This is a genomic window from Martinezella dioscoreae, from assembly GCF_009176305.1.
GTDB lineage: Bacteria > Pseudomonadota > Alphaproteobacteria > Rhizobiales > Rhizobiaceae > Rhizobium > Rhizobium dioscoreae.
On the sequence record NZ_BLAJ01000003.1, the window covers coordinates 374,073 to 397,800 of the forward strand.

At 60.2% G+C, this 23,728-nt stretch carries 24 protein-coding genes; 14 read left to right on the plus strand and 10 right to left on the minus strand.

Annotation, left to right across the window (positions count from 1 at the left end; all coding sequences use genetic code 11):
* Nucleotides 1-15 precede the first annotated feature (15 nt).
* Nucleotides 16-504, plus strand: coding sequence for a DUF2127 domain-containing protein (locus GDN47_RS13650; protein WP_113331903.1), 489 nt, complete (start codon nt 16-18; stop codon nt 502-504).
* Between the two features lie 13 nt (nt 505-517).
* Here GDN47_RS13650 and GDN47_RS13655 read toward each other — a convergent pair whose 3' ends face one another.
* Both GDN47_RS13655 and GDN47_RS13660 read right to left on the minus strand, forming a co-directional pair.
* Nucleotides 518-1,525: an asparaginase gene (locus GDN47_RS13655; protein ID WP_113331904.1), complete on the minus strand. Its 1,008-nt coding sequence runs from the start codon at nt 1,523-1,525 to the stop codon at nt 518-520.
* 102 nt (nt 1,526-1,627) lie between these two features.
* Nucleotides 1,628-2,254 carry a helix-turn-helix transcriptional regulator gene (locus GDN47_RS13660; RefSeq protein ID WP_113331905.1) on the minus strand — a complete coding sequence of 209 codons (627 nt, stop codon included), beginning with the start codon at nt 2,252-2,254 and terminating at the stop codon, nt 1,628-1,630.
* Between the two features lie 101 nt (nt 2,255-2,355).
* Between GDN47_RS13660 and GDN47_RS13665 the strand changes: the two genes are divergently transcribed.
* Nucleotides 2,356-3,780, plus strand: a complete 1,425-nt coding sequence (locus GDN47_RS13665; protein ID WP_113331906.1) for an MFS transporter — start codon at nt 2,356-2,358, stop codon at nt 3,778-3,780.
* Here GDN47_RS13665 and GDN47_RS13670 read toward each other — a convergent pair.
* The 4 genes from GDN47_RS13670 to GDN47_RS13685 all read right to left on the minus strand — a co-directional run bounded on the left by GDN47_RS13670 (nt 3,761) and on the right by GDN47_RS13685 (nt 7,882).
* Nucleotides 3,761-4,759, minus strand: coding sequence for an NAD(P)H-quinone oxidoreductase (locus tag GDN47_RS13670; RefSeq protein ID WP_113331907.1), 999 nt, complete (start codon nt 4,757-4,759; stop codon nt 3,761-3,763). The two genes, GDN47_RS13665 and GDN47_RS13670, sit on opposite strands and share 20 nt — an antisense overlap.
* Before the next feature lie 79 nt (nt 4,760-4,838).
* Nucleotides 4,839-6,644 carry a GGDEF domain-containing protein gene (locus GDN47_RS13675; RefSeq protein WP_152093568.1) on the minus strand — a complete coding sequence of 602 codons (1,806 nt, stop codon included), beginning with the start codon at nt 6,642-6,644 and terminating at the stop codon, nt 4,839-4,841.
* Between the two features lie 204 nt (nt 6,645-6,848).
* A complete protein-coding gene (locus GDN47_RS13680; protein WP_069613829.1) occupies nt 6,849-7,106 on the minus strand; it encodes a ribbon-helix-helix domain-containing protein in 258 nt (85 codons plus the stop codon).
* A gap of 227 nt (nt 7,107-7,333) precedes the next feature.
* Entirely contained in the window at nt 7,334-7,882 is a 549-nt protein-coding gene (locus tag GDN47_RS13685; RefSeq protein WP_113348275.1) for an HdeD family acid-resistance protein, read from the minus strand.
* A 154-nt stretch (nt 7,883-8,036) separates the two neighbouring features.
* Between GDN47_RS13685 and betI the strand changes: the two genes are divergently transcribed.
* The 7 genes from betI to GDN47_RS13720 all read left to right on the plus strand — a co-directional run bounded on the left by betI (nt 8,037) and on the right by GDN47_RS13720 (nt 14,771).
* Nucleotides 8,037-8,624 (plus strand): transcriptional regulator BetI, encoded by a 588-nt coding sequence (gene betI / locus GDN47_RS13690; RefSeq protein ID WP_069613827.1) that lies wholly within the window; start codon nt 8,037-8,039, stop codon nt 8,622-8,624.
* A 5-nt stretch (nt 8,625-8,629) separates the two neighbouring features.
* Complete coding sequence (locus tag GDN47_RS13695) at nt 8,630-9,271, plus strand: glutathione S-transferase family protein (protein WP_152093569.1); 642 nt, start codon at nt 8,630-8,632, stop codon at nt 9,269-9,271.
* Nucleotides 9,271-10,734: a betaine-aldehyde dehydrogenase gene (gene betB / locus GDN47_RS13700; protein WP_152093570.1), complete on the plus strand. Its 1,464-nt coding sequence runs from the start codon at nt 9,271-9,273 to the stop codon at nt 10,732-10,734. The genes GDN47_RS13695 and betB overlap by 1 nt, the downstream gene beginning before the upstream one ends.
* Nucleotides 10,735-10,953: 219 nt before the next feature.
* The gene (betA, locus tag GDN47_RS13705) at nt 10,954-12,603 is read left to right on the plus strand and encodes a choline dehydrogenase (RefSeq protein WP_152093571.1); all 1,650 of its coding nucleotides are present in this window, start codon (nt 10,954-10,956) and stop codon (nt 12,601-12,603) included.
* An 85-nt stretch (nt 12,604-12,688) separates the two neighbouring features.
* Nucleotides 12,689-12,958: a type II toxin-antitoxin system Phd/YefM family antitoxin gene (locus tag GDN47_RS13710; RefSeq protein ID WP_113353951.1), complete on the plus strand. Its 270-nt coding sequence runs from the start codon at nt 12,689-12,691 to the stop codon at nt 12,956-12,958.
* Nucleotides 12,945-13,376 (plus strand): plasmid maintenance toxin (PemK-like), encoded by a 432-nt coding sequence (locus GDN47_RS13715; RefSeq protein WP_152093572.1) that lies wholly within the window; start codon nt 12,945-12,947, stop codon nt 13,374-13,376. The genes GDN47_RS13710 and GDN47_RS13715 overlap by 14 nt, the downstream gene beginning before the upstream one ends.
* A 33-nt stretch (nt 13,377-13,409) precedes the next feature.
* Nucleotides 13,410-14,771 carry a chloride channel protein gene (locus GDN47_RS13720; protein ID WP_145320826.1) on the plus strand — a complete coding sequence of 454 codons (1,362 nt, stop codon included), beginning with the start codon at nt 13,410-13,412 and terminating at the stop codon, nt 14,769-14,771.
* Between the two features lie 63 nt (nt 14,772-14,834).
* Here the strand turns inward: GDN47_RS13720 and GDN47_RS13725 are convergent, their stop codons facing one another.
* Nucleotides 14,835-15,281 (minus strand): RrF2 family transcriptional regulator, encoded by a 447-nt coding sequence (locus tag GDN47_RS13725; protein ID WP_152093573.1) that lies wholly within the window; start codon nt 15,279-15,281, stop codon nt 14,835-14,837.
* Nucleotides 15,282-15,769: 488 nt separating this feature from the next.
* Between GDN47_RS13725 and GDN47_RS13730 the strand changes: the two genes are divergently transcribed.
* The 4 genes from GDN47_RS13730 to GDN47_RS13745 all read left to right on the plus strand — a co-directional run bounded on the left by GDN47_RS13730 (nt 15,770) and on the right by GDN47_RS13745 (nt 20,033).
* Nucleotides 15,770-16,510, plus strand: a complete 741-nt coding sequence (locus GDN47_RS13730) for a phosphoadenylyl-sulfate reductase (protein WP_152093574.1) — start codon at nt 15,770-15,772, stop codon at nt 16,508-16,510.
* Nucleotides 16,511-16,636: 126 nt separating this feature from the next.
* Nucleotides 16,637-17,590, plus strand: coding sequence for a sulfate adenylyltransferase subunit CysD (gene cysD, locus GDN47_RS13735; protein WP_152093575.1), 954 nt, complete (start codon nt 16,637-16,639; stop codon nt 17,588-17,590).
* Between the two features lies 1 nt (nt 17,591).
* The gene (gene cysN, locus GDN47_RS13740) at nt 17,592-19,094 is read left to right on the plus strand and encodes a sulfate adenylyltransferase subunit CysN (RefSeq protein WP_152093576.1); all 1,503 of its coding nucleotides are present in this window, start codon (nt 17,592-17,594) and stop codon (nt 19,092-19,094) included.
* A gap of 162 nt (nt 19,095-19,256) precedes the next feature.
* Entirely contained in the window at nt 19,257-20,033 is a 777-nt protein-coding gene (locus GDN47_RS13745; protein ID WP_113331919.1) for an alpha/beta fold hydrolase, read from the plus strand.
* Nucleotides 20,034-20,127: 94 nt separating this feature from the next.
* On the opposite strand, the gene GDN47_RS13750 is transcribed toward GDN47_RS13745, so the two are convergent.
* Nucleotides 20,128-20,427, minus strand: coding sequence for an ArsR/SmtB family transcription factor (locus GDN47_RS13750; protein WP_113331920.1), 300 nt, complete (start codon nt 20,425-20,427; stop codon nt 20,128-20,130).
* 55 nt (nt 20,428-20,482) lie between these two features.
* On the opposite strand from GDN47_RS13750, the gene GDN47_RS13755 reads away from it, so the two are divergent.
* Nucleotides 20,483-21,427: a threonine/serine dehydratase gene (locus GDN47_RS13755; RefSeq protein ID WP_152093577.1), complete on the plus strand. Its 945-nt coding sequence runs from the start codon at nt 20,483-20,485 to the stop codon at nt 21,425-21,427.
* 54 nt (nt 21,428-21,481) lie between these two features.
* On the opposite strand, the gene hisC is transcribed toward GDN47_RS13755, so the two are convergent.
* Together hisC and GDN47_RS13765 are read right to left on the minus strand one after the other, a co-directional pair.
* Complete coding sequence (gene hisC, locus GDN47_RS13760) at nt 21,482-22,540, minus strand: histidinol-phosphate transaminase (RefSeq protein ID WP_113331922.1); 1,059 nt, start codon at nt 22,538-22,540, stop codon at nt 21,482-21,484.
* Between the two features lie 172 nt (nt 22,541-22,712).
* Complete coding sequence (locus GDN47_RS13765; RefSeq protein WP_113331923.1) at nt 22,713-23,636, minus strand: LysR family transcriptional regulator; 924 nt, start codon at nt 23,634-23,636, stop codon at nt 22,713-22,715.
* Between the last annotated feature and the right edge of the window lie 92 nt (nt 23,637-23,728).

Sequence of the window (23,728 nt, forward strand, 5' to 3'; positions counted from 1 at the left end):
AGGTTGTGATCGCCCATGAACGAACGACGCATTCATCAGCTCTTCGAAATCAGCGTCCTGTTGAAAGGCGCGCATGCCCTGATCGAATGCCTCGGCGGCCTTGTGCTCGCGCTCGTCAGCACCGAATCGATCCTTCGGCTGGCGAACCGGATCACCCAGCCCGAGCTGCTCAACGACCCGCATGATTTTATCGCGACCCATCTGCTCATATGGGCACAAGATTTTTCGGTCGGTACCAAGAATTTCTATGCCTATTACCTCTTGAGCCATGGGCTGGTGAAGGTGTTGCTGGTCATCGGCCTGCTCCGGGGCAAGATGTGGGCCTATCCAGCCTCGCTGGTGGCCTTGGGCCTTTTCATCGTCTACCAGCTTTATCGCTTCACCGACACGCACGGTATCGGGCTCATCATCCTCACCATTTTCGACCTCGTGGTCATGGTTCTCATCTGGCAGGAATACAAGGTCGTCCGGCACCATGTACCGGCTCAGAAAACGAGCGGCTGAGGCGAAGAGTTACCTATGCCGTCAGAGCAGCCGTCGGCCTGATATCGCCGACATGGATGCCGTTCCAGTTCTTGAAGGATCGGCCGGCCATAGCCATCAGGCCGGCATGAACAGCGCCGTCCTTCTCGAAGAAGCGGGCCAATGTTGCGGCCACCATGACCTCTGCCGCGCGAGTGGTGCCATCGTCGCATTTGAGCGCGATGGCGATGCTCTGTTCGGGGATTGCAGCGCAGAACACGCCCTCGGCGCCAGTCTTGGCGAAAATGCGGCCAGGAGCGATCTGCATCAGCCTGGTGCAGGCGCGGTCGGTGCCAGCAACGTAAAAGGGTTCGGCCATGCAGGCCTCGAACAGCCGGCGTGATGCCTTGGCACGCAGGGGCTCCAGGCCGACACCGGTCGCCATCTTGGCAAAGCCATGCGCCAGTCCCTTGAGCGGCACGGCATAGGTCGGGATCGAGCAGCCATCCGTGCCGCAATTGTCGTGCGCCAGAATAGCGCCGGTCAGGCTCTGCATCATCTCGCGGATCTGCTGCTGCAGCGGATGGTCATAGCCGATATAGCCCTTGGGATCGATGTCCTGATGGCAGCAGGCGCAAACGAAGCCGGCATGCTTACCGGAGCAATTGTTATGCAGCGCCGTCGGCGTCTCAATGGTGCGGGCCTGATGGATTGTTGTTTTCAGGTCGGAGGACCAGTGCGCGCCGCATTCGAGCGTACCGACATCGCGGCCGGCGCGAGCCAGCATGGCGGCAGCGAGTGCTGCATGCTCGTCCTCGCCATTGTGGGAGGAACAGGCGAGCGCCAATTCCTTGTTGCCGAAGCCATAGGCTTCTGCCGCGCCGCTTTCGACCAATGGCAACGCCTGCATCGCCTTGCAGGCGGAGCGCGGAAAGACGCCGCTTTCGATATCGCCGACCGAGAAGACCAACTTGCCATCGCCATCGACCGCAACGATGGAACCGCGATGACGGCTCTCAACCAGATTGCCACGGGTGACTTCGACGCAGACGGGATTGGACATGAGGGGACGCAGCCTTTGGTTTGCTAGACGGCCAGTGATAGCCGCTGCTCCCTGGATTGCCAATCGCCGATGCGGGTGGGCACAGCATCAAAAAGCGATTTCTCAGGCCGCGTCGCGGATCCTGTAGGCGCAACGCCGGGCGCCGAGCAGAATATGCTCCTCCCGTTCGACATCAGCGCCGAGCACCATGCGGAAAGTCTCCAGCTCCGATCGGCAGAAGCCGGCACAGGCAGATGCGGCGGCGCAGATGGGACAATGGTTCTCCACCAGCACCAACGAACCGTCATCGTCCTGCCAGTGATCGGCCATATAACCTTCCCGCGTGCGGATGGCAGCAAGGCTTGCGACCCGTGAGGGCAGATCGGCTGTCAAATCGATTTCGCTGCGATAGCGCCGAAGCGTCTCCGTTTCGCGTGCCGAGATGACAGCATCGACGGCCCCCTGCCCCAGCTGGCTGGCCATGGTGGCAAGCAGGGTGGCGGTCAGATCTGCATGGCCATCGGGAAACTGCCGATTGCCGGCCGCCGTCAGATGCCAGAACTGGCGCGGTCTGCCTCTGCCGGCGGAAGCTTCCGCTACAGGCTCGACCAACCCTTCCTCCGCCATCTTCGTCAGCTGCTGACGGGCTGCTTCCGACGATATGCCGAGCGCATCGCCGACAGCCGCTGCCAGCTGCGGCCCGTCGGTTTTCAACAGGATCAGAATTCGATTGGCAGGTGACTGACGCATTTTTCCAAGTTTTCTCTTGTTTTAATCCGACAAGGATGTAATTTTCCAAATTATAACTTGGAAAATAATCAACCGCTAGGGAAAATACCGAGGATTGCCCGATGTCCAGCATCGAAACCACAGCTCCCCTCAAATCAGCCTCCATCTTCACGCTGTTCTCGCCAAGACTTCTGCCTGCGACACTGATGCTGGGCGGAGGCGTCACGCTTTATGCCGTCGAATCCTACATCACCGCCACGATTGCGCCCTCGATCGTCCGCGATATCGGCGGCCTCGAATTGTTCTCGTGGATGACGACGCTTTTCGTCGCCGCAGGCGTGCTCGGCTCGATCACGGTTGCGACCCGGCCGAAAGGAATAGGCTTGCGTGCCGTCTATGTTGCAGCGGCGCTCACCTTCGGCGTCGGCAGCCTAGCTTGCGCCATCGCGCCGACCATGCCCGTGCTGCTGATCGGTCGCGCCGTTCAGGGATACGGCTCCGGCATGCTGTCCGGCCTCGCCTACGCCTTCATTCGCTTCATCTATCCTGAACCCCTGTGGCGCAGGGCCTCTACGCTCTACGCTGCCATCTGGGGTGTAGCGACCGTGCTCGGGCCGACGCTCGGCGGCCTCTTCGCCGCAGGGAGCGCCTGGCGAGAGGCCTTTCTCATCCTCGTCCCGGTGGCTGTCCTCATGGCGCTCTCGGGGCGCTGGCTGCTGCCCGATGTCGCGGACGATCGGATCGACACCAGAACGCCGCTGATCCAGATCATACTTCTGCTTACCGCAGTTCTATTCGTGAGCATTGCCGGCACGATCGAACATGGATCCTACAAGATGGTGCTGATCGCAGCTTCGATCGTGCTCGTCGCAACGATGGTGCTAATAGAGCGCAAGAGCGAAGTGCGCCTCCTGCCCTATGGCGCCGTCATGCTCAGCAACCCCATCGCGCGGCTCTATTTGACGATATTCACGATGATGCTGGTGCTGACGAGCGACATCTATATCCCCTACTTCCTGCAGACGCTCCATGGCGTAACGCCGCTGGTCTCAGGCTATCTCGTGGCGCTGGTAGCGCTCGGCTGGACCATCGCGGCCTTCTTCAGCAACTCTTTCTCGGGTCGGCCAGCGGCCATCGCCATCGTCAGTGGCTGCATTCTGGAAACGGCCGCAACCGCATCGCTGATCCCGTTCCTGGCAACGAATACGCCCTTCGACACCATCGTCAGGTTCGCGCCGGCCGTGATCGCCATGTTCCTGATGGGATTCGGCGTCGGTCTCGGCTGGGCGCATCTTGTAACCAGGATCATTGGCATCGCCCGCAGGACCGAACAAGACAAGGCCTCGGCGGCGATCTCGATGACACAGTCGCTGGGCGGCGCATTCGGTGCCGCGCTCGCCGGCGTCATCGTCAATGGAGCGGGCCTGACCCATCCGGGTGGCATTGCCGGCGGCCTCTCTGCCGCAACATGGCTCTATGCGCTGATGGCCATACCCGGCTTTATCGCCGTCGTCCTGTCACTGACGATCAAGCCAGCTGCAGCATGATCTTACCGATGTGATCGCTGGTTTCCATCAATCGATGTGCCTCGACCACATCGTCGAAAGAGAAGGTCCGATAGATAACGGGGGCAACCGTGCCCTCGTCCAGCAGCGGCCAGACTTGGGACAGCAGGTCGTCGCGGATGGCCCGCTTTTCCTCAGCCGTGCGCGGGCGCATGGTCGAACCGGTCACGGTCAGCCGCTTGACCATGATCGGCGCAAGGTTTGCCCTATCCGCCACCGCGCCGCCAAGGAAAGCAATGATGGAAAGGCAGCCATCGCGGGCAAGCGAAGCGAGGTTCTTTTCCAGATAGGCGGCGCCGATCATGTCGAGGATGATATCGACGCCATGTTCCGTCTCGGCCTTGATGACCTCGGCGAAATCCTCTTCTTTATAATTGATCGCCCGCTTGGCGCCGAGCTTCTCGCAAGCCTCGCATTTTTCTTTCGATCCGGCGGTCGCATAAACGGTCGCGCCGAAAGCGCGGGCAAGCTGGATCGCCGTCGTGCCGATGCCGCTGGAGCCGCCGTGGATCAGCACGCTTTCGCCTTCGGTGAGGCCCGCCATCTGGAAGAGATTGGCCCAGACCGTGAAGAACGTCTCAGGCAATGCCGCTGCGCGCACCGCATCATAGCCGTTCGGAAATCGGAGCGCCTGGCCGGCGGGCAGGACGCAATATTCGGCATAGCCACCGCCATTGGCGAGGCCGCAAACCTTGTTGCCGATCGAAAACTCCGTCACGCCGGGCGCGACATCGACCACTTCGCCCGATATTTCGAGACCGAGGATCGGACTTGCCTCCTTCGGTGGGGGATAGGTGCCCTGCCGTTGCGCCACATCCGGCCGATTGACGCCGGCGGCCTCGACGCGGACCAGGATCTCGCCCGGCTGCAAGACCGGCAGAGGCTTTCGGGCGATGGTCATGACCTCTGGTCCGCCAAAGGACGGCAAATCCACGAAACGCATTTCAGACGGCAAGGGCATGGCGCTATCTCCTCTCCCAGCAAAGCAGTGGAGATAGTTTAGCGCAAAGCGCTTGAAAAGGACCGAGTGCCGGAGGGCGTCAATTCGTCTCGGCCAAGCCGAGGAATGCCACGCCCATGGCGCTTTCCTTTGCCTTCGCCTTGATACCCGCAATGGAAGTGCTGACCCGGCTGATATTGTCGATCACCAGCCCCTCCGGCAGTTGCAGGATGCCGATCGAGCAGCGCATCAGCGGGAACTCTGTCTCGGCGCCACTGCGGTCGTGGCCGCGAATGCGGCCCGCGACACGATCCTCCACCGAATAGAGCTCGCGGACGTCGGCGTGGAAATCGGCAAGCAGCCGGTCCAGAACCTCGCGAAGCTCCTGCATATTCCAGCCGGTGACACCGATGAAGAAATCGTCGCCGCCGACATGACCGAGGAAATGGCGCTCCGCAAAGAAATAGCGGCGCATCAATGCAGCGAACAGCGAGATGGCATGGTCGCCGAGATGGAAGCCATAGGCATCGTTGAACGGCTTGAAATTATCGAAGTCGCAATAGCAGAAATGCCTGATTTCATCGCCATCGCGGCCGGCGTTCTGCATGAAATCATGGATCGCCCTGTTGCCGGGAAGGCCAGTCAGCGGGTTCTGGTCCTGGGCGATCTTCAGCTGCTTTTCGTTGATGACCTTGATGAGGGAGGCAGCGGAGACGATGCCGGCATAATGTGTGCCTTCGGTGACGATCAGGCAATCGCTGCTTTCCATGTTGGCGAAGATCGTCATCAGCGTGTCGGCATCGGAATCGAGCCCGACGATCGGCGCCATTTCGACGAAATGCGAGATCGACCGTTTATAGACCTTGTTCTTCAACAGGTCGCGGCCGAAAGGCTGATAGATATATTCCTTCAGCTGGTACTCGTGGATGATCCCGCGCGGCTCGTCATTGGCATTGACGACCGGGAAATAGGCCCGGCGCGGATTGCGGCGGAAGAGCTCGAAGACACTGTCGATGCTGTCGCTTTCGCGGATGGTCGGCAGCACTTCGATCTGCTTGCGGATGAGGATTTCATCAAGCGACTGGCTGTTGCGTGCCGTCTTGCCGAGATCCTGCAGATGCGGAAAGCTCTGCTTCAGCTCGTTGACCAGGACCGTCGGACGGGCAATGAACCAGCCCTGGACGAGGTCGACGCCGAATTCGCGGCAGGTCACGAACTCCGCCTCAGTCTCGATGCCCTCGGCGATCACGCGCGTCCCGAGAACATGGGCGATATTGACGAGGTTCCTCAGGATATGGCGCTTGCGGGCGCTGCGGTCGATATCGACGATGAAATGCCGGTCGATCTTGAGATAGTCGACCGGATAATCGGACAGCAACTTCATCTCGCCACGGCCGACGCCGAAATCATCGATCGCGAGCTTGAAGCCGGCATTGCGCATCTTGGCAACCAGCGCCGAAAACTCCGGCACGATGGTATTGTCGAAACGTTCGGAGAATTCGAAGCAGACGGAGGACGGCGCGATGCCGGCCTTTCTCATGTGCTGCAGCAGGCCGTCAACCAAGGCCGTGCCCTGCGCAATCAGCCGGACATCCAGATTGAGGAAAAGTGTCGTGGTGGCGATATTGGGTAGGATGGCAAACTTCGCCAGCGCGCGGCTCGTGACCATTTGCTCCAGCCCGAGAAGCTGACCGGTGCGCTCGGCCTCATCGAGAATGTCAACCGGGCTGTCAAAACCGATGCGTTCCTGGCCGCGCATCAGGGATTCATAGCCGAAAACGGCGCCCGTACCGGCCTCCACGATCGGCTGGAATGCATTTTCGATGACGAGTTTGGCGAGAGTGACGATCTGGTCGCTGGCATATCGGCGCAATACGCCCGGTTCGACTGCGGCAGTCAGGGACATGCCCATCTCCACTTGCGGATTCTAATCTAATTTATTTAAGTAAAACTTTGGATTTACCGCGTTTTCGACCCAAGATTGCACCATAAAGCGTCAACGAAACCTTTCCCCTATGTGAAAGTTTCATGAATGGTAAAGCAATATTAACCATTCGCCGGGAGGCAGACCCGGCACACGGCAGCCGAGGGCTGCCGTGACGAGTGGGGTTCAGTGCTGATTGCTCGAGTGCCGCTCTGCCTCGTAATCGGCAAACATATCGGCGACGCAACGGCCGCTTTTTGCCGTCTCGCCGCCATCGTTGGCGGCACGTGGCACCTCGCAAATGTCACCGCGCTTGCGCGCCGCATCCCACATGCGAAGAGCTTCCCGCACGACTTCGCTGCTCGAGGCATAGGTGCCGGTGTCGACCGCTGCCCGGATGCCGGCAGCCTGAAGCGGAGAGATGGAAACCGTTACCATTGGCATGATATTCCTCCCTTGACGTTATCTAGCGGAAATTTGTCTGGAACTATGTTCCGCGGCTTCGACCAGTTTCTTCGAGCATGTCCCTCGACATGCGGACTTCCAGATGAAGATACTGCCGTTACATCAACGCAACGCCGTTCTGCCTGATATGGCAGAGGCACGAAGAGTAACGCCGCTCACGCTTCTTGTCAAAAAGTAGCAGTGCGTTACCCCTTTTGGGAGATGCACTACCGCCTGAGCACGAGGCCGAAGACCACCAGCGTCCAGCCCTGGAAGATCAGATCGAAGGCCAGGAAAAGGCCGAGGATCCAAAGGCTGTTGACCGGCCAGCCGAGAGCGATGGCGATGCCTGCAACGGCAGTCGCAAGACCGCTGATGACGATCCAAACCCAGCCGCGCTCAGGTTTCAGCTTGCGGCCGACCCAGACGCGGAACGTGCCGGCTATGAGGAGCGCGATGGCAAGGAACAGCGTCAATGCCTCGGAAGCCAACAGCGGATTGGCGAAGGCAAGGATACCGGCAACCGTATAGAGCAGGCCGCTCAACACCCAGAACAGGATATGCTCCCAGCCCCTCACCTGAAAGGCATGGGCCAGATGCACGATGCCGCCGATCAGCATCAGCATGCCGACATAATAGACCGAAGCCACCGTGGCGATGAACAGATTGCCTAGGGCGATGCCACCACAGATCAGCAGCAATATGCCAAGTCCGACAAACCAACCCCATTTGTCGCGCATCGCGGATGGGGGAACTTCATCAAGAATATCAACCATGACTGCACCTCCTCCTATGAGGAAGTATGGCACAGAAATGCTCTGCGGAAAGAGGTTGCGGATTTTTCGTCAGGGAATACCGGCCACCTGATTTTTTTATTGATTGATCAGTCAATCAAAAATACACTCATCTTCAATCTTGAGGATTGACGCAATGCCGAAAGTCGGAATGGAGCCGGTGCGCCGCAAGGCGCTGGTGGATGCTGCGATGCGCGTGATCGGCGATCACGGCTCGCTAACCGTAACCATGTCCGAAATCGCCAAGCAGGCGGGCGTTTCGCCTGCCCTTGCGCATCATTACTTCGGCAGCAAGGAACAGCTGCTGATCGAAACCGTCCGCGTGCATCTACAGCGGCTGCGCGACAGCGTCGTGACGGCGCTCCGCGAGGCGAAAACGCCGCGCGAAAAGCTCTCCGCCGTCATCCGCGTCAGCTTCCAGGCCGATCAGTTCGCACCGGAAACGATCGCCGCCTGGCTCGCCTTCTATGCCGAGGCGCAACGCTCGGAAGAGACGCGGCGCTTTCTCGTCATCTACGCACGCCGCCTGCACTCAAATCTCGTTGCCAATCTCAAGGCTCTGTGCCCGGCCGGCGATGCCGGGCGGATCGCCGAGGGTGCGGCTGCCATGATCGACGGGCTCTATATCCGCCAGGGCCTCAGATCCGCGCCGATCAGCACTGAGGCGTCGATCGCGCTGACGGAAGATTATCTGACGACCCACCTCAACGCCTTGAAAGGCTGAAGACCATGCTGACCGTCTGGGGCCGCAAATCGTCATCCAATGTGCAGGCGCTGATGTGGTGCATCGGCGAACTCGGCCTTGCCTATGAGCGCATCGATGCTGGCTTCACATACTGCGTCAATGACACGCCCGAATTCCTGGCGATGAACCCGAACGGCACCGTTCCGGTGCTGCGCGACGGCGACGACGAGCCGCTTTGGGAAACGGGCGCTATCCTGCGCTATCTCGCGACGCAATATGGCGAGGATGCCTTCTGGCCGAAGAGTGCACGCCATCGCGCCCAGATCGATAAATGGGCCGAATGGGCGAAGATCAATATCGCCTTAAATTTCACCGGCCCGGTGTTCTGGCGCGCGGTGCGGACTGCCCCTGCCCTGCGTGATGAGAAGGCGATTGTTGCGGCTGTCGCAGCACTCGCTGCGAAGCTAGACATCGCCGAGTCGCAGTTCGGACGGCATCGCTTCCTTGCGGGCAATACTCTGACGCTGGCCGACATACAATTCGGGCATGTTCTCTATCGCTATTTCGACATCGACATCCAGCGCCCAGCCCATCCACGGCTGCAGCGCTACTATGAAAACCTCACCGAGCGACCTGCTTTCCAAGAGCATGTCATGGTGTCCTACGAAGAATTGAGGGTTCTATAATGCGCGCACAACCGAAAGCCTCGCATTTCATCGACGGGGAATATGTCGAGGACACCGACGGCACTCTTATCGAAAGCATCTATCCGGCGACCGGCGAAGTCATCGCCCGCCTGCACGCAGCGACGCCAACCATCGTCGAAAAGGCGATCGCTAGCGCCAAGCGTGCGCAGCCGGAATGGGCTGCTATGAGCCCGACAGCGCGCGGCCGCATCCTGAAGCGGGCAGCCGAGATCATGCGCGAACGTAACCGCGAGCTTTCCGAGCTGGAGACGCTGGATACGGGCAAGCCGATCCAGGAAACCATTGTCGCAGACCCAACATCAGGCGCCGACAGCTTCGAATTCTTCGGCGGCGTCGCGGCGGCCGGCCTCAATGGCTCCTATATCCCGCTCGGCGGTGACTTCGCCTATACCAAGCGCGTGCCGCTCGGCGTGTGCGTCGGCATCGGCGCGTGGAACTACCCGCAGCAGATCGCCTGCTGGAAGGGTGCGCCGGCGCTGGTCGCCGGCAACGCCATGGTGTTCAAGCCTTCGGAAAACACACCGCTCGGCGCGCTGAAGATCGCCGAAATCCTTATTGAGGCAGGCCTGCCGAAGGGGCTCTACAATGTCATCCAAGGCGACCGCGAAACCGGACCTCTGCTCATCAACCATCCCGACGTGGCGAAGGTCTCACTGACCGGCTCGGTACCGACGGGCCGCAAGGTGGCGGCTTCTGCCGCCGGCAACCTCAAGCATGTCACCATGGAACTCGGTGGCAAGTCGCCGCTGATCGTCTTCGACGATGCCGATATCGACAGCGCCATCGGCGGCGCGATGCTCGGCAATTTCTATTCGACGGGTCAGGTCTGCTCGAACGGCACGCGCGTCTTCGTCAACAGCAAGATCAAGTCCGAATTCCTGAAGCGCCTGAAGGCCCGCACCGAGGCCATGCTCATCGGCGACCCGATGGATGAGGCAACACAGATCGGCCCAATGGTCTCCTGGGCGCAGCGTGAGAAGGTGCTGTCTTACATCGAAAAAGGCAAGGCCGAAGGCGCGACGCTGCTGACCGGCGGCGGCATCCCGAACAATGTCTCCGGCGAAGGCTATTACATTCAGCCGACCGTGTTTTCTGACGTCACCGACGACATGACGATCGCGCGCGAGGAAATTTTCGGGCCAGTTATGTGCGTGCTCGATTTCGATGACGAGGCCGAGGTGATAGCCCGCGCCAATGCCACCGAATTCGGCCTTTCCGGCGGCGTCTTTACCGCCGACCTCACCCGTGCCCACCGCGTCGTCGATCAGCTCGAAGCCGGTACGCTCTGGATCAACACCTACAATCTCTGCCCGGTCGAAATTCCCTTCGGCGGCTCCAAGCAATCCGGCTTCGGCCGCGAGAATTCACTGGCGGCGCTGGAGCATTATTCGGAACTGAAGACCGTCTATGTCGGCATGGGGCCGGTACAGGCGCCTTATTGAACAAGCCCCTTCGCCCCGTGAAACGGGGAGAAGGTGGGTTGGCGGAATCGAACGGAGTGAGATTGCGACAAGCCGGATGAAGGGCCGCTTCAAGCATGCCGCATCTCATTGCCCCGCCCCTCACCCTAGCCCTCTCCCCGCTCATGCGGGGCGAGGGAACGACGGAGCCACCCATAGTCCTGCAGATCAAGAAGAACGTCCGCAAAGAGGGCAACAGTCATGCAAGCAGATTTCGTCATCGTTGGCTCAGGCTCAGCTGGCTCCGCCATGGCCTACCGCCTGTCGGAGGATGGCAAGCATTCGGTCATCGTTCTGGAATTCGGCGGCAGCGATTTCGGGCCTTTCATCCAGATGCCCGCAGCCCTTGCCTGGCCGATGAGCATGGACCGTTACAATTGGGGCTATCTTTCCGAGCCGGAACCGCAGCTCAACAACCGACGCATCACCGCACCGCGCGGCAAGGTGATCGGCGGGTCTTCCTCGATCAACGGCATGGTCTATGTGCGCGGTCATGCGGAAGACTTCAATCGCTGGGAGGAGCTCGGCGCTCAGGGCTGGGCCTATGCCGACGTGCTGCCCTACTTCAAGCGGATGGAGCATTCGCATGGCGGCGAGGAGGGATGGCGCGGCAAGGATGGCCCGTTGCATGTGCGCCGGGGCGATGCGCGCAACCCGCTGTTCCACGCCTTCATCGAGGCGGGCAAGCAGGCGGGCTTCGAGGCGACGGAGGATTATAACGGCAGCAAGCAGGAAGGCTTCGGCCTAATGGAGCAGACGACGTGGATGGGCCGGCGCTGGTCTGCGGCGACAGCCTATCTCAAGCCTGCGCTGAAGCGGCCGAACGTGACGCTCATCCGCTGCTTCGCCCGCAAGATCGTCATCGAAAATGGCCGTGCGACGGGTGTCGAAGTCGAGCGGGACGGCAAGATCGAGATCATTAAGGCAAACCGCGAGGTGATCGTCTCCGCCTCCTCGTTCAATTCTCCGAAGCTGCTGATGCTATCTGGCATCGGGCCTGGGCAGCATCTGCGCGACATGGGCATCGAGGTGAAGGCCGACCGGCCGGGCGTCGGCGCCAACCTGCAGGACCATATGGAATTCTATTTCCAGCAGACCAGTCTGAAGCCGGTGTCGCTCTATTCCTGGCTTCCCTGGTACATGCAGGGGATTGCCGGCGCGCAATGGCTGTTCTTCAAGAAGGGCCTCGGCACCTCCAACCAGTTCGAGGCCTGCGCCTTCCTGCGCTCCGCGCCCGGCGTCAAACAGCCCGACATTCAGTACCACTTCCTTCCCGTCGCCATCAGCTATGACGGCAAGGCGGCCGCCAAGAGCCATGGCTTCCAGGTGCATGTCGGCTACAACCTCTCGAAATCGCGCGGCAACGTCACGCTGCGCTCTTCCGACCCGAAGGCGGATCCCGTTATCCGCTTCAACTATATGAGCCATCCGGAAGACTGGGAGAAGTTCCGCCACTGCGTGCGCCTTACCCGCGAGATCTTCGGGCAGAAGGCCTTCGACGAATATCGTGGACCGGAAATCCAGCCCGGACCGAACGTTCAGACCGACGACGAGATCGACGCCTTCCTGCGCGAACATCTGGAAAGCGCCTATCATCCCTGCGGCACCTGCAAAATGGGCTCAAAGGACGATCCCATGGCGGTGGTCGATCCCGACACCCGCGTCATCGGCGTCGACGGCCTGCGTGTCGCCGACAGCTCGATCTTCCCGCATGTGACCTATGGAAACCTGAACGGCCCTTCGATCATGACAGGCGAAAAGGCGGCCGACCACATCCTTGGCAAGCCGAGGCTGGCGCGCTCGAACCAGGAGCCTTGGATCAATCCGCGGTGGGAGACCAGCGATCGGTGAGATTGCCGTCGGGGCGGTACCAATTTCATGGGATAACTTGCGGGATTTGCGGAAAGTCCGTATAATTTCGGCAAGGAGATTTTTCATGAAGACGGTAACTGCCGCCGAAGCTTCCAAGAATTTTGGCGCCTTTCAAGACGCAGCCATGCGCGATCCGGTTGTCATTACTAAGAACGGTCGCCCACGGACGGTGCTGCTTGCTTATGAAGATTATCAGCGCCTGCTGCGACGAGATAGGCAGGTCCAACTGACAGCTGAGCTTTCAGAGGCCGATATTGCCGCCGTCGAAGCAGCCGAGATGGAAACCGGTCACGAGCATCTTGATGATGAACTAAAGCCGCATGCTGCCCGCTGAAGTCAAGGTCGGTTTCGTCTTTCGCTATTCCTATCTCTGGCACAGGGAGCGACTTGAGGGACGCGAAGAAGGCGTGAAGGATCGCCCCTGCCTCGTGTTGGCACTTGTTGTCGATGATGCGGATGGAACTAAGCGGGTTCGTGTCCTTCCTGTCACGCATACGCTGCCGGACAACGCCTCCATGGCCATCGAACTTCCAACACCGGTAAAATTCCGGCTTGGTCTGGACGACATCCCTTCATGGATCATCCTTTCAGAAAGCAACTATTTTGCCTGGCCGGGACCGGATATTCGCCCGTCGGAAACGGAAAGCGGCTATCTCGGACCATTGCCACCCAGTCTTTTCAACGAGGTGAAACATCGTTTCGTGGCTTTGGCACGACAATCGGTGCATAGATCGGTTGCCAGAACAGAATAGTGCCCACCAATTCCCCGCCCTGAAGAGCGTCTCATGCCCCCTATCTATCGCAAGTCCAAGCTGCTCCGCCGTTCCCGCGTCATCTGGGGCTCGTTCAATCTCTGGCGACCGCGTTTGGTGTTCTGGACGGGCGCTCTGGCGATCGGTGTTATCAGCGTCGGCTTTGCCAAGCTCGCCGATGTGGCGCAGCGGGCTTTTACCGGTGTGACGCAATCGGGTGAGTGGATGTGGCTTCTGCCGCTGCTTTTGACGCCGCTCGGTTTCGTCCTGTCTGCGTATCTGGCTGCGACGCTGTTTCCCAATTCGCAAGGGAGCGGCATTCCGCAGGCGATTGCCGCGCGACACCTGCATCATGAAGAGGATCGAACAAAGCTGCTCTCGCTGAGGTTGGCTTTCGGCAAGATCGTGCTGACAATATTGGGATTGTTGAGCGGTGCCTCGATCGGCCGCGAGGGGCCGACGGTGCAGGTTGGCGCGTCCTTCATGCTGGCCGTTGCCCGCTTCGGCGGCATGGCGCAGGCCAAGGGGCTTATCCTTGCCGGCTCCGCCGCCGGCATCGCCGCCGCCTTCAACACGCCGCTTGCTGGTATCGTCTTTGCCATCGAGGAGATGAGCCGGACCTATGAATCCCGGGCCAACGGTCTGGTTCTGACCGCCGTCATTCTTTCCGGCCTTGCCGCACTCGGCCTCTCCGGCAGCTACAATTATTTCGGCACGGCCGACGCCGCGCCGACGATGTTTCGGGACTGGATCGTCATGCTGATCTGCGGTGTCGGCGGTGGTGCGCTCGGCGCCACCTTCAGCGGATTGGCGCTTTATGCCGGCATTCGCATCCGTCGCTGGGCACAACCACAGCCGCTGAAACGCATGCTGATCCTTGCCGGCCTCTGTGGCCTTGTCGTTGCCGCCGTCGGCGTGCTTTCCGGCGGTCAAACCTTCGGTACCGGTTACGAGCAAGCCCGCGGCGCGGTGGAAGGACACGCCCTGCCCCTGCTCTTCTTCGTCGAGAAGCTGCTGGCGAGCTTCCTGTCGATGATATCAGGCATTCCCGGCGGCATCTTCGCGCCATCACTTGCCGTCGGTGCCGGTTTCGGCAGCACGGTCGGCACACTGGTCGGTGGCGGCGTGGCGCTTGCGGCAATCCTCGGCATGGCCGGCTATTTCGCCGGTGTGGTGCAGGCGCCGATGACCGCCTTTGTCATCATCCTGGAAATGACGGGCGATCATCAAGCCGTCATCCCGATCATGGCTGTATCGATGATCGGCTATGTAACTTCACGGCTATTGTCGCGCGAACCCTTGTATCATGGGCTGTCCCGCGTCTTCATCGCAGCAGCAATCCGCGCCCGGCGTGCCATGGAAAAGGAAGGTGGCGAGGAACACGCCACCCACTGAATGCCGAAGCTCTGCCGATGCCGGAGAAAGGCACATGGTAGGCCTTTCCCGGCCTTGGCCTATCTAAGCCATCAGCCTGGCAACTTCCGCGTCCTCCGGCTGAGCGATGGCATCGGCGATGGTCGTCGAGAACAGCACCTTGCGGGTCGCATCCGCCACCCGGGCAAAGACGTGGCGGATCTCGCAGGTCTGCTCACCGTCGCAGTCGTCGCAGCGACGATAGGCTGTCAGTGATAGACACGGCAGCGGCGCCAGCGGTCCATCGATGACCCGCAGGATTTCGCCAAACGTGATCTCGTCCGCCGGCTTGCGCAGGAGATAACCACCCTGCTTGCCGCGACGGCTGATGACAATGCCCTGATGCTTCAGGTCGAGAAGGATCTGTTCGAGGAATTTCTTCGGGATCTTTTGCTGGGCAGCGATGTCGGAAATCATCATCGGCTCGCCCGCCTCGGATTGGGCCAAGGCAGAGAGTGCCCGCAGCGCATATTTTGCTTTCTGAGTAATCATTTCGAACCGCTTCACACACACATGCGATACGTCCGGTCGAGCGATTCGGCCGGTCCGCTCCAGAACTCCTCAGCCCTCGTCCCCGGGGCAATTTCGAAGCACTCACACCCTTGGCGCACGGCCAGGAAACGTTAGCAACCCAGACTTGTTATCATTCTTCGTCGCTATGCCCATAGTTTAGCGCAAAATCCGCCGCAGTGCATCATTTTGGGCATCACTTCCGATTTCCATTTGACAAGCTATGTGTAACTCTACTATTTCTATAGACATTAAAGCAAGCACTTAAACATGGTCAGCCATATCGAGTGCTTCCGAAGGACCGCTTCCGGCGGCAAAACGCCTTGGTTAACAGCCGAGGCGGTCGCTTTTCCTTATCGGCGCCGCTTCATGGAGATATTTACTCTCCATCTGCTCCTTTCGAAATCTATTTTTCTGTCCGCTACCCTGGCGAACTGCGATACTCCGGGCAACATCAGGACAGGATCCCCATGACTGCCATTACCCTTATTGAAGATGCCGCGACGCTCAACAGCCAGCTTGCATCGCTCGATCTTGCCGGCCGTCTGTCTCTCGTGGCCGGCCTCGGTGGCCGTGCCGTGTTCACGACGTCGCTCGGGATCGAGGATCAAGTGATCACGGCGGAGATCGGCAATCACCGCCTGCCGATCGAAGTGGCGACCCTGCAGACCGGCCGTCTCTTCCCGGAAACGCTCGTCCTGATCGACGAGACGGAAAGCCAATACGATATCAAGATCGTCCGCTACGAGCCGGAACAGGCCGATATCGACGCCTATGCGGAAAAATACGGTCTGAACGGTTTCTATGAGAGCGTCGAAGCCAGGCATGCCTGTTGCGGCGTGCGCAAGTTGAAGCCGCTTGCGCGAGCACTTTCAGGCGCCAGCATCTGGATTACCGGCCTGCGCCGCGGCCAGTCCGCCAACCGCGCCGATACGCCCTTCGCCGAATTCGACCCCGAGCGCAACCTGGTCAAGATCAACCCGCTCGCAGACTGGGATATCGACGCGATCCGCGCCTATGTCGCCGATAACAGCGTGCCGGTGAACCCGCTGCATGCGCGCGGCTACCCCTCAATCGGCTGCGAGCCCTGCACCCGCGCCATCAAGCCGGGCGAGCCCGAGCGGGCCGGCCGCTGGTGGTGGGAAAACGATGAGAAGCGCGAATGCGGCCTGCATGTCCACGAAGAAGGCGCTGCCGCAACAACACAATAATATGCCCGCCGGCTCCCGGCATCGATCCGAAGCGCGTTTCCTACGCCGCTGTTCAACCGGGAACCAACGCATCCATTCTTTCCGACCAAGTTTCGGTCGGGACATTTGAAAGTTCTGGAGTCATCAATGCCCGATAGCCGTCCGGATACGGAAATCTCCCATCCGCAAAGCGTCAAGCCGCCCCTCGATCCCCATCTGAAGGCGCTCGAAAACGAAGCGATTCATATCTTCCGTGAGGTTGCGGCCGAGTTCGAGCGTCCCGTCATGCTCTATTCGATCGGCAAGGATTCGTCGGTGCTGCTGCATCTGGCGCGCAAGGCCTTTTATCCCGGCCGCGTCCCCTTCCCGCTCCTGCATGTGAACACCGGCTGGAAATTCGCCGAGATGATCACCTTCCGCGACGAGATCGTGAAGAAGTACGATCTCGATCTCATCGAGCATATCAATCCGCGCGGCAAGGCTGAGAATATCACGCCCTTCACCTATGGCTCGGCCCGCTACACCGACATCATGAAAACGGAAGCGCTGCGCCACGCGCTCGATGCCGGCCAGTTCGACGCCGCTTTCGGCGGTGCTCGCCGCGACGAGGAAGCCTCGCGCGCCAAGGAGCGCATCTATTCCTTCCGCACGCCGGACCATCGCTGGGATCCGCGCAACCAGCGCCCGGAACTCTGGAACATCTATAACGGCCAGATCCGCAAGGGCGAAAGCGTTCGCGTCTTCCCGCTCTCCAACTGGACCGAAGTGGATATCTGGCGCTACATCCTGGCCGAGGAAATCCCGATCGTGCCGCTCTATTTCGCGGCCAAGCGCCCGATCGTCGAGCGCGACGGCATGATGATCATGGCAGCAGATCCAAGGCTCGAGCTGCTGCCGGGCGAAACCAAGCGCGAGGAAGTGATCCGCTTCCGCACCCTCGGCTGCTTCCCACTGACCGGGGCCATCCGTTCCACTGCGACGACACTGGAAGACATTATTGCAGAGCTGGAAATCGCCACGGTTTCCGAACGGCAGGGCCGCGCAATCGACCGCGACCAGTCCGGCTCCATGGAAAAGAAGAAGCGTGAAGGATATTTCTGAGATGACCGCAAACGCCAACGTCGTCACGATGCCCATTGTTGGGCCCGCTGTTGGGTCTGCCGCCGAACCGGCCAAGGCTCTCCGCGATTCGCGCCCGCTTCGCCTGATCACCTGCGGCAGCGTCGATGACGGTAAGTCCACGCTGATCGGCCGTCTCCTTTGGGATACCAAGGCAGTCAAGGAAGACCAGGCCGCCACGCTCCAGCGCGATTCCACCGGCAAGCAGAACGATCTCGGCCTACCCGATTTCGCATTGCTGCTCGACGGTCTGCAGGCCGAGCGCGAACAGGGCATCACCATCGATGTCGCCTATCGCTATTTCTCGACTGACAAGCGCTCCTTCATCGTCGCCGACACGCCCGGCCATGAGCAATACACCCGCAACATGGCAACCGGTGCCTCCACCGCCGACCTCGCCGTCCTGCTGGTCGATGCGCGCATGGGCATCCTCGAACAGACCCGCCGCCACGCCACGATCGCCTCGCTGCTCGGCATCAAGCAGTTCGTGCTCGCCGTCAACAAGATCGACCTGACGAATTACGACCGCGCCGGTTTCGAGAAGATTTCCAACGACTTCCGCGAGTTTGCCTTGTCGCTCGGCGTCAAGCAGATCACCGCCATCCCGATGTCAGCGCTGAAGGGTGAAAACGTCGTCTATTCCGGCCAAGCCGCCATGCCGTGGTATACCGGCCCGACGCTGGTCGAAACGCTGGAACTGGCGACTGTTCGCTCGGCGCAGACGGTCGGCTTCCGCCTTTCGGTGCAGCGCGTCTCCCGCCCCGGCGAAAGCTTCCGCGGCTATCAGGGCACGGTCGCCGGCGGTTCGGTGAAGCCGGGTGACAGCGTCATGATCCTGCCCTCGGGCATGGTCGCCAATGTCTCGAAGATCGTCACCTTCGATCTCGTGCGCAATGCGGCGGTTGCGGGCGATGCCATCACCCTCGTTCTTGACCGCCAGGTGGACGTATCGCGCGGCGACATGATCGTCGCCATCGACAGCCAGCCGCAGACGGGCCTTTCCTTCGATGCCCAGATCGTAGCACTACAGCCGGAAGGCATCGAACCCGGCAAGCGCTATTGGCTGAAGAGCGGCAGCCGCCGTCAGCGTGTGCAAGTGCAGCCGATCGCCCAGCTCGAGCTGAAGACCGGCGCCTGGGCTCCGGCGCAGGCGCTGTGGATGAACGCCATCGGCAAGGTTCGCCTGACCTTCGACGAGAGCGCCATCTTCGACCCCTACGAGCAGAACCGTTCGACCGGCTCCTTCATCCTGATCGATCCCGAAAGCAACAACACGGTCGCCGGCGGCATGATCACCGGCAAGCGCTCGGACGTTGGTGGCATCCACAAGGAAGGACAGCGTGTTCTCCTGTCGCTGCCGGCCGACCTCGCCGAGCAGATCATGGCAAGCGAACTCTTCGCGAGCCGCCGCGATGAAACGGACGTGCGCCGCGTCACCGCCGCACAAGCCGCTGAAATCTGGGCGAACGCGGCAAGCGACATTTGATCGCTCAACCTCCGGCTCACTGATCGGCGGCTCTGTCAAAAGATTTGCCGCCAGTCAGAAGCTGACTGACCCCTACGGGCGCTCGTGCCGGCAGCAAGGTTGCGCCCATGTCTGGATGAGACGCAACTCGATTATGCGAAACAACAATTATCGGGTCGTAGCGTGAAAACTTTCCAATCAGGAACGGCACAAGGCGCCATAAGATTTCATGACATACCGGGACCAGAGGATGAGCCGCCGTTGCTCTTCATCCACGGTCTCGGATGCGCATCTTCGTGCGACTATCCCACGGTTGCGGCAAATCCGGCCCTGTCAGGACGGAGATTATTGCTGATCGATTTGCCGGGGTCAGGTTTCAGCGACCACCCTGCCGATTTCGGATACGGCATTACCGATCACGCTCAAACGATCGTCGAATTTATCCGCGGCTCGAAGCTAGAGTCCGCCGATCTTTTCGGCCACAGCATGGGCGGCGCCGTCGCCATCAAGGTCGCTCATCTTCTGCGTGAGTGCGTGCGGCATCTTGTGTTGAGCGAACCCAATCTCGATTCGGGAGGCGGCTTCTTTAGCCGCAAGATTGCCGAGATGAGCGAGGCCGACTATCTGGCACATGGCCATGCTGACCTCATTCGGACCTGCATGACGGACGGAAACGACATCTGGGGTGCATCTCTATCGATATCATCGCCCTACGCCGTTCATCGTTCCGCATCTTCCCTGGTCCTGGGCGATTCTCCGACCTGGCGCGAACAATTATATCAATTGCCCATGCCAAGGACGGTGATCTTCGGCGAAAACTCGCTGCCCGATCCGGATTGGGAAGCTCTGCCAAGACACGGAATCGGTGTGGAAATGGTCGATCGGGCGGGGCACTCGATGGCTTGGGAAAACCCTCAAGGCTTGGCGGCTGCCATAAAACGAGGTTTGATCCTGCAATAGGTCTTCCCCCGATTTCTTGTCCATGAGCCGGTTCCAGCTCACTACGCCATTTTCGCTTGGAGACGCCCGTTAGGCCAGCAGCGCAGTGATGCGCCTAAAGGTCCGCAACGAGCGCAGCCAGCAGTGCCATACGATCTTCATCGCGCTTGTAAAAAATCCACTGTTTGATTCGCTTAGGCCGAACGAGACCGGCTTGCACCAGAATGCGCATGTGCTCGCTCAACGTTGCCTGTGAGATCTCCAGTTTCTCGGCGATGAGAAGCGCGCAGACGCCATCCTCGACCAGATCACCATCGATCTGTGGTGGGAAATGAGCCCGGGGCTCCCTCAGCCACCTGAGAATCCTGATGCGGCGTTCGTTCGCCAAAGCCTTGATGAGATCAACCTCTTGCATTTCGTCAGTTTGCTAAGTAACAAAATACTTGTCAACCTCTGCCTACGAGATGCCTATGCTTGCCGACACAACGATCACCCCCGAGCGCATCGCACAAACCGAAAAGCGCATCCGCCCGCATATCCGCCACACGCCGGTTCTGCGGGCGGATTTGGCGGACTTCGGCCTTGCTTCCGGCTCCGTCGATTTCAAGCTCGAGTTTCTGCAGCATTCCGGCACGTTCAAAGCACGTGGCGCCTTTTCGAGCCTGCTCGGCAGAGAGGTGCCGAAAGCCGGCGTCGTTGCCGCCTCCGGTGGCAATCACGGCGCGGCAGTCGCCTACGCCGCCATGCGGCTGGGCATTCCGGCGACGATCTTCGTGCCGAGCGTGACGTCGCCAGCCAAGGCCGAGCGTATCCGCGGCTACGGAGCCAACCTCGTAATCGGCGGCGAGCGCTATGCCGATGCACTGGCGGCCAGCCAGCAATGGGTCGAGGAACGCGGTGCGATGGCGATCCATGCCTTTGACCAGCCGGAGACCTTGCTGGGACAAGGAACCACCGGGCTTGAGATCGAGGCTGACATTCCCGATATCGACACGCTGCTGATCGCTGTCGGCGGCGGTGGACTGATCGGCGGCATTGCCGCATGGTTCCGGGGTCGCGTCCGAGTCGTCGCTGTCGAACCAGATGGGGCGCCGACACTCTGGAAGGCCTTCGAGGCCGGTAAACCTGTCGATGCGCCGGCAGGCAGCATTGCCGCCGATTCACTTGCGCCGAAGCGTGTCGGAGACATCATGTTTCCGATTGCACAAGCCTATGTGCAGCGCCCCGTGCTCGTATCCGACGACGAAATCCGGCTGGGGCAACAGGTTTTGTGGGATCGGCTGCGGATTGTCGCCGAACCAGGCGGCGCGACGGCCTTTGCCGCACTACTTGCCGGCAAATATGTCCCCGTCCCGGACGAGCGGGTGGCTGTGCTGCTTTGTGGCGCCAACACCACCGCGGTTCGGTTTGACTGAGGTAATCGGCCCTTCTGGCATTCTGCCTCAAAGTGACCGTCCGGGGCCGTTAGCTCACTGCAAAATGTCGCCGAGCTCCGTCACCAGCCGGTCGCACTCCTCATCCGTACCGATGCTGATGCGCAGGAAGTCGCCGATACGCTCGCCGGAAAACCGTCTTACCAGAATGTTCCTGCTTCGCAGCTCTGCCGCCAGTTCCGCACCTGGCCGGCTCGGATGTCGCGCGAACAGAAAATTGGTGGATGACGGCAGGACGTGAAAGCCCAGCTCCCCGAGCTCAACGGCCAGCCGTTCCCGGCTGGCGATGATCATGGCGCGATGGCGTTCGAACCAGTCGCGATCTTTCCAGGCCGCTACCGCACCTGCCTGCGCGAGCCGGTCGAGAGGAAAGGAATTGAAGCTGTCTTTGACCCTTTCCAAAGCGTCGATTAGCGGCCGTTGTCCGACGGCGAAACCGACACGCAAGCCGGCAAGCCCGCGCGACTTCGAGAGGGTCTGGATTACCACGAGGTTTGGATATGTGCGGACGAGTGGAACCGCGCTCTCGCCGCCGAAATCGACATAGGCTTCGTCGATAACAACGACCTGATCGGGATGATCCCGGAGAAGGGTTTCGATATCAGCCAGAGGCAGGCCGATCCCCGTGGGTGCATTGGGATTGGGCAGAATGATTGCGCCGCAGGGCTGGCGATAATCGTCAATGCGGACGCGCATTTCGGTATCGACCGGAATCTGCCGGAATTCGATCCCATAGAGGCGGCAATAGGTGGGGTAGAAGCTATAGGTAATATCGGGGAAAAGCAGCGGTTCCTCATGGTTCAGCAGCGCCTGGAACGTATGGGCCAAAACCTCGTCCGATCCATTGCCGACGAAGACCTCGTCCTTGTCGAGCCCGAAGCTTTCGGCAATTGCGATGCGCAGCTCCTGCGCCGTCGGATCCGGATAGAGCCGAAGCGTATCGGATGTAGCCTTAGAGATCGCCTCCAGGGCAAGCGGCGAAGGACCGTAAGGGCTCTCATTGGTATTGAGCTTGGTTATTCCGCCGGTCGTCGGCTGCTCGCCGGCGACATAGGGGGTCAAGGAATGAACAATCGGGCTCCAGAAGCGGCTCATTGGGGTTTCCAAATTTTGGCGGTTGGGAACTGCGGATTGCTGCGGCAGGTCTGCATATGAAGCCAACACCGTCGCAAAATCGAACTCCCGCGACAACTGTCTCTCAGACGATTCTAGAAATTATCATTATGACCAACAGGCGGTATTAGAGCCGGCCCCCAAAGCCTCTGTCCTAAGCAGCAGTCGTTGCCGGCAAGACATCGCAGCTTTTCGCGAACAGCCTCTCGCTCAGAAAATCGACGAAAACGCGGACCTTGGGCGACATATGGCGGTTGGATGGCCAGAGCAGATGGAAATGGCCGGGTTCATCGATGAAATCGTCGAGAACCGTTCTGAGCTTTCCTTCCGCAAGCGTGCTGCGCACGAGGAAATCCGGCATGCAGCCGATGCCAAGGCCGGCGACGGTCGCGCCGCGCACCGCTTCCATATTGTTGCAGGAGAAAGCCGTTCGCATTCGAAGATCCGCCTCGCTCTCGGGCATTTTCAATGGCCAATCCTGCAGCTTGCCGCTATTCGGGAAACGAAACCTGACGGCCAGATGCTCGTTGAGATCACGCGGGCAACCGGGAATGCCGAAGCGTTCGAGATAGCTGGGCGCGGCGCAGAGCAACATCTGAAACGGGCGCAAGGTGCGCGATATCAGCCGCGAATCCGGCAGATCGCCGCTGCGGATCGCGACATCGACCCCCTCCTCGATCATATCGACGATACGGTCGTTGAAATCGATGTCGAGCTCGACCTCGGGATATCGAGCAACGAATTCCGGCACGACGGGCAAGAGGAAGTGATAGCTGACGATGGGAACGCTGACGCGCAACCGCCCGCGCGGAACGGCGACCGCCTGCGCAAGCGAGGCTTGCGCATCGTCGAGATCGTCAAGCACGCGCCGGCAACGCTCGTGAAAGAGCCGCCCTTCCTCGGTCAATCGAATGCTGCGCGTGGAACGCTGCAGCAACCGGACGCCAAGCTGATGCTCCAGATTGCTGACCGCCTTGCCGACAGCGGAGGCCGAAAGGCCGAGCACGCGTCCGGCAGCGGCAAAGCTGCCGAGATCCGCGGTACGAACGAAGGCTGTCAATCCGCTTAAACGATCCATGGGCGCGCTCCATTCGAGAGTTTTATTCCGGTATATATGAAAAAATAGCGCAATTATCATGTGATTGCAGCGAATATATCTTGGTGCGGTCA

What these genes read in the sequence shown, in the direction of transcription:
- hisC (WP_113331922.1), bottom strand. Translation starts at nt 22,540, where the DNA reads ATGAGCCGCTTCTGGAGCCCGATTGTTCATTCCTTGACCCCCTATGTC.
- GDN47_RS13660 (WP_113331905.1), bottom strand. Translation starts at nt 2,254, where the DNA reads ATGCGTCAGTCACCTGCCAATCGAATTCTGATCCTGTTGAAAACCGAC.
- GDN47_RS13670 (WP_113331907.1), bottom strand. Translation starts at nt 4,759, where the DNA reads ATGCCCTTGCCGTCTGAAATGCGTTTCGTGGATTTGCCGTCCTTTGGC.
- GDN47_RS13650 (WP_113331903.1), top strand. Translation starts at nt 16, where the DNA reads ATGAACGAACGACGCATTCATCAGCTCTTCGAAATCAGCGTCCTGTTG.
- GDN47_RS13655 (WP_113331904.1), bottom strand. Translation starts at nt 1,525, where the DNA reads ATGTCCAATCCCGTCTGCGTCGAAGTCACCCGTGGCAATCTGGTTGAG.
- GDN47_RS13725 (WP_152093573.1), bottom strand. Translation starts at nt 15,281, where the DNA reads ATGATTACTCAGAAAGCAAAATATGCGCTGCGGGCACTCTCTGCCTTG.
- cysN (WP_152093576.1), top strand. Translation starts at nt 17,592, where the DNA reads ATGACCGCAAACGCCAACGTCGTCACGATGCCCATTGTTGGGCCCGCT.
- GDN47_RS13665 (WP_113331906.1), top strand. Translation starts at nt 2,356, where the DNA reads ATGTCCAGCATCGAAACCACAGCTCCCCTCAAATCAGCCTCCATCTTC.
- betI (WP_069613827.1), top strand. Translation starts at nt 8,037, where the DNA reads ATGCCGAAAGTCGGAATGGAGCCGGTGCGCCGCAAGGCGCTGGTGGAT.
- GDN47_RS13680 (WP_069613829.1), bottom strand. Translation starts at nt 7,106, where the DNA reads ATGCCAATGGTAACGGTTTCCATCTCTCCGCTTCAGGCTGCCGGCATC.
- GDN47_RS13685 (WP_113348275.1), bottom strand. Translation starts at nt 7,882, where the DNA reads ATGGTTGATATTCTTGATGAAGTTCCCCCATCCGCGATGCGCGACAAA.
- GDN47_RS13715 (WP_152093572.1), top strand. Translation starts at nt 12,945, where the DNA reads ATGCTGCCCGCTGAAGTCAAGGTCGGTTTCGTCTTTCGCTATTCCTAT.
- GDN47_RS13730 (WP_152093574.1), top strand. Translation starts at nt 15,770, where the DNA reads ATGACTGCCATTACCCTTATTGAAGATGCCGCGACGCTCAACAGCCAG.
- GDN47_RS13710 (WP_113353951.1), top strand. Translation starts at nt 12,689, where the DNA reads ATGAAGACGGTAACTGCCGCCGAAGCTTCCAAGAATTTTGGCGCCTTT.
- cysD (WP_152093575.1), top strand. Translation starts at nt 16,637, where the DNA reads ATGCCCGATAGCCGTCCGGATACGGAAATCTCCCATCCGCAAAGCGTC.
- GDN47_RS13750 (WP_113331920.1), bottom strand. Translation starts at nt 20,427, where the DNA reads ATGCAAGAGGTTGATCTCATCAAGGCTTTGGCGAACGAACGCCGCATC.
- GDN47_RS13675 (WP_152093568.1), bottom strand. Translation starts at nt 6,644, where the DNA reads ATGTCCCTGACTGCCGCAGTCGAACCGGGCGTATTGCGCCGATATGCC.
- GDN47_RS13695 (WP_152093569.1), top strand. Translation starts at nt 8,630, where the DNA reads ATGCTGACCGTCTGGGGCCGCAAATCGTCATCCAATGTGCAGGCGCTG.
- betB (WP_152093570.1), top strand. Translation starts at nt 9,271, where the DNA reads ATGCGCGCACAACCGAAAGCCTCGCATTTCATCGACGGGGAATATGTC.
- GDN47_RS13755 (WP_152093577.1), top strand. Translation starts at nt 20,483, where the DNA reads ATGCTTGCCGACACAACGATCACCCCCGAGCGCATCGCACAAACCGAA.
- GDN47_RS13765 (WP_113331923.1), bottom strand. Translation starts at nt 23,636, where the DNA reads ATGGATCGTTTAAGCGGATTGACAGCCTTCGTTCGTACCGCGGATCTC.
- betA (WP_152093571.1), top strand. Translation starts at nt 10,954, where the DNA reads ATGCAAGCAGATTTCGTCATCGTTGGCTCAGGCTCAGCTGGCTCCGCC.
- GDN47_RS13720 (WP_145320826.1), top strand. Translation starts at nt 13,410, where the DNA reads ATGCCCCCTATCTATCGCAAGTCCAAGCTGCTCCGCCGTTCCCGCGTC.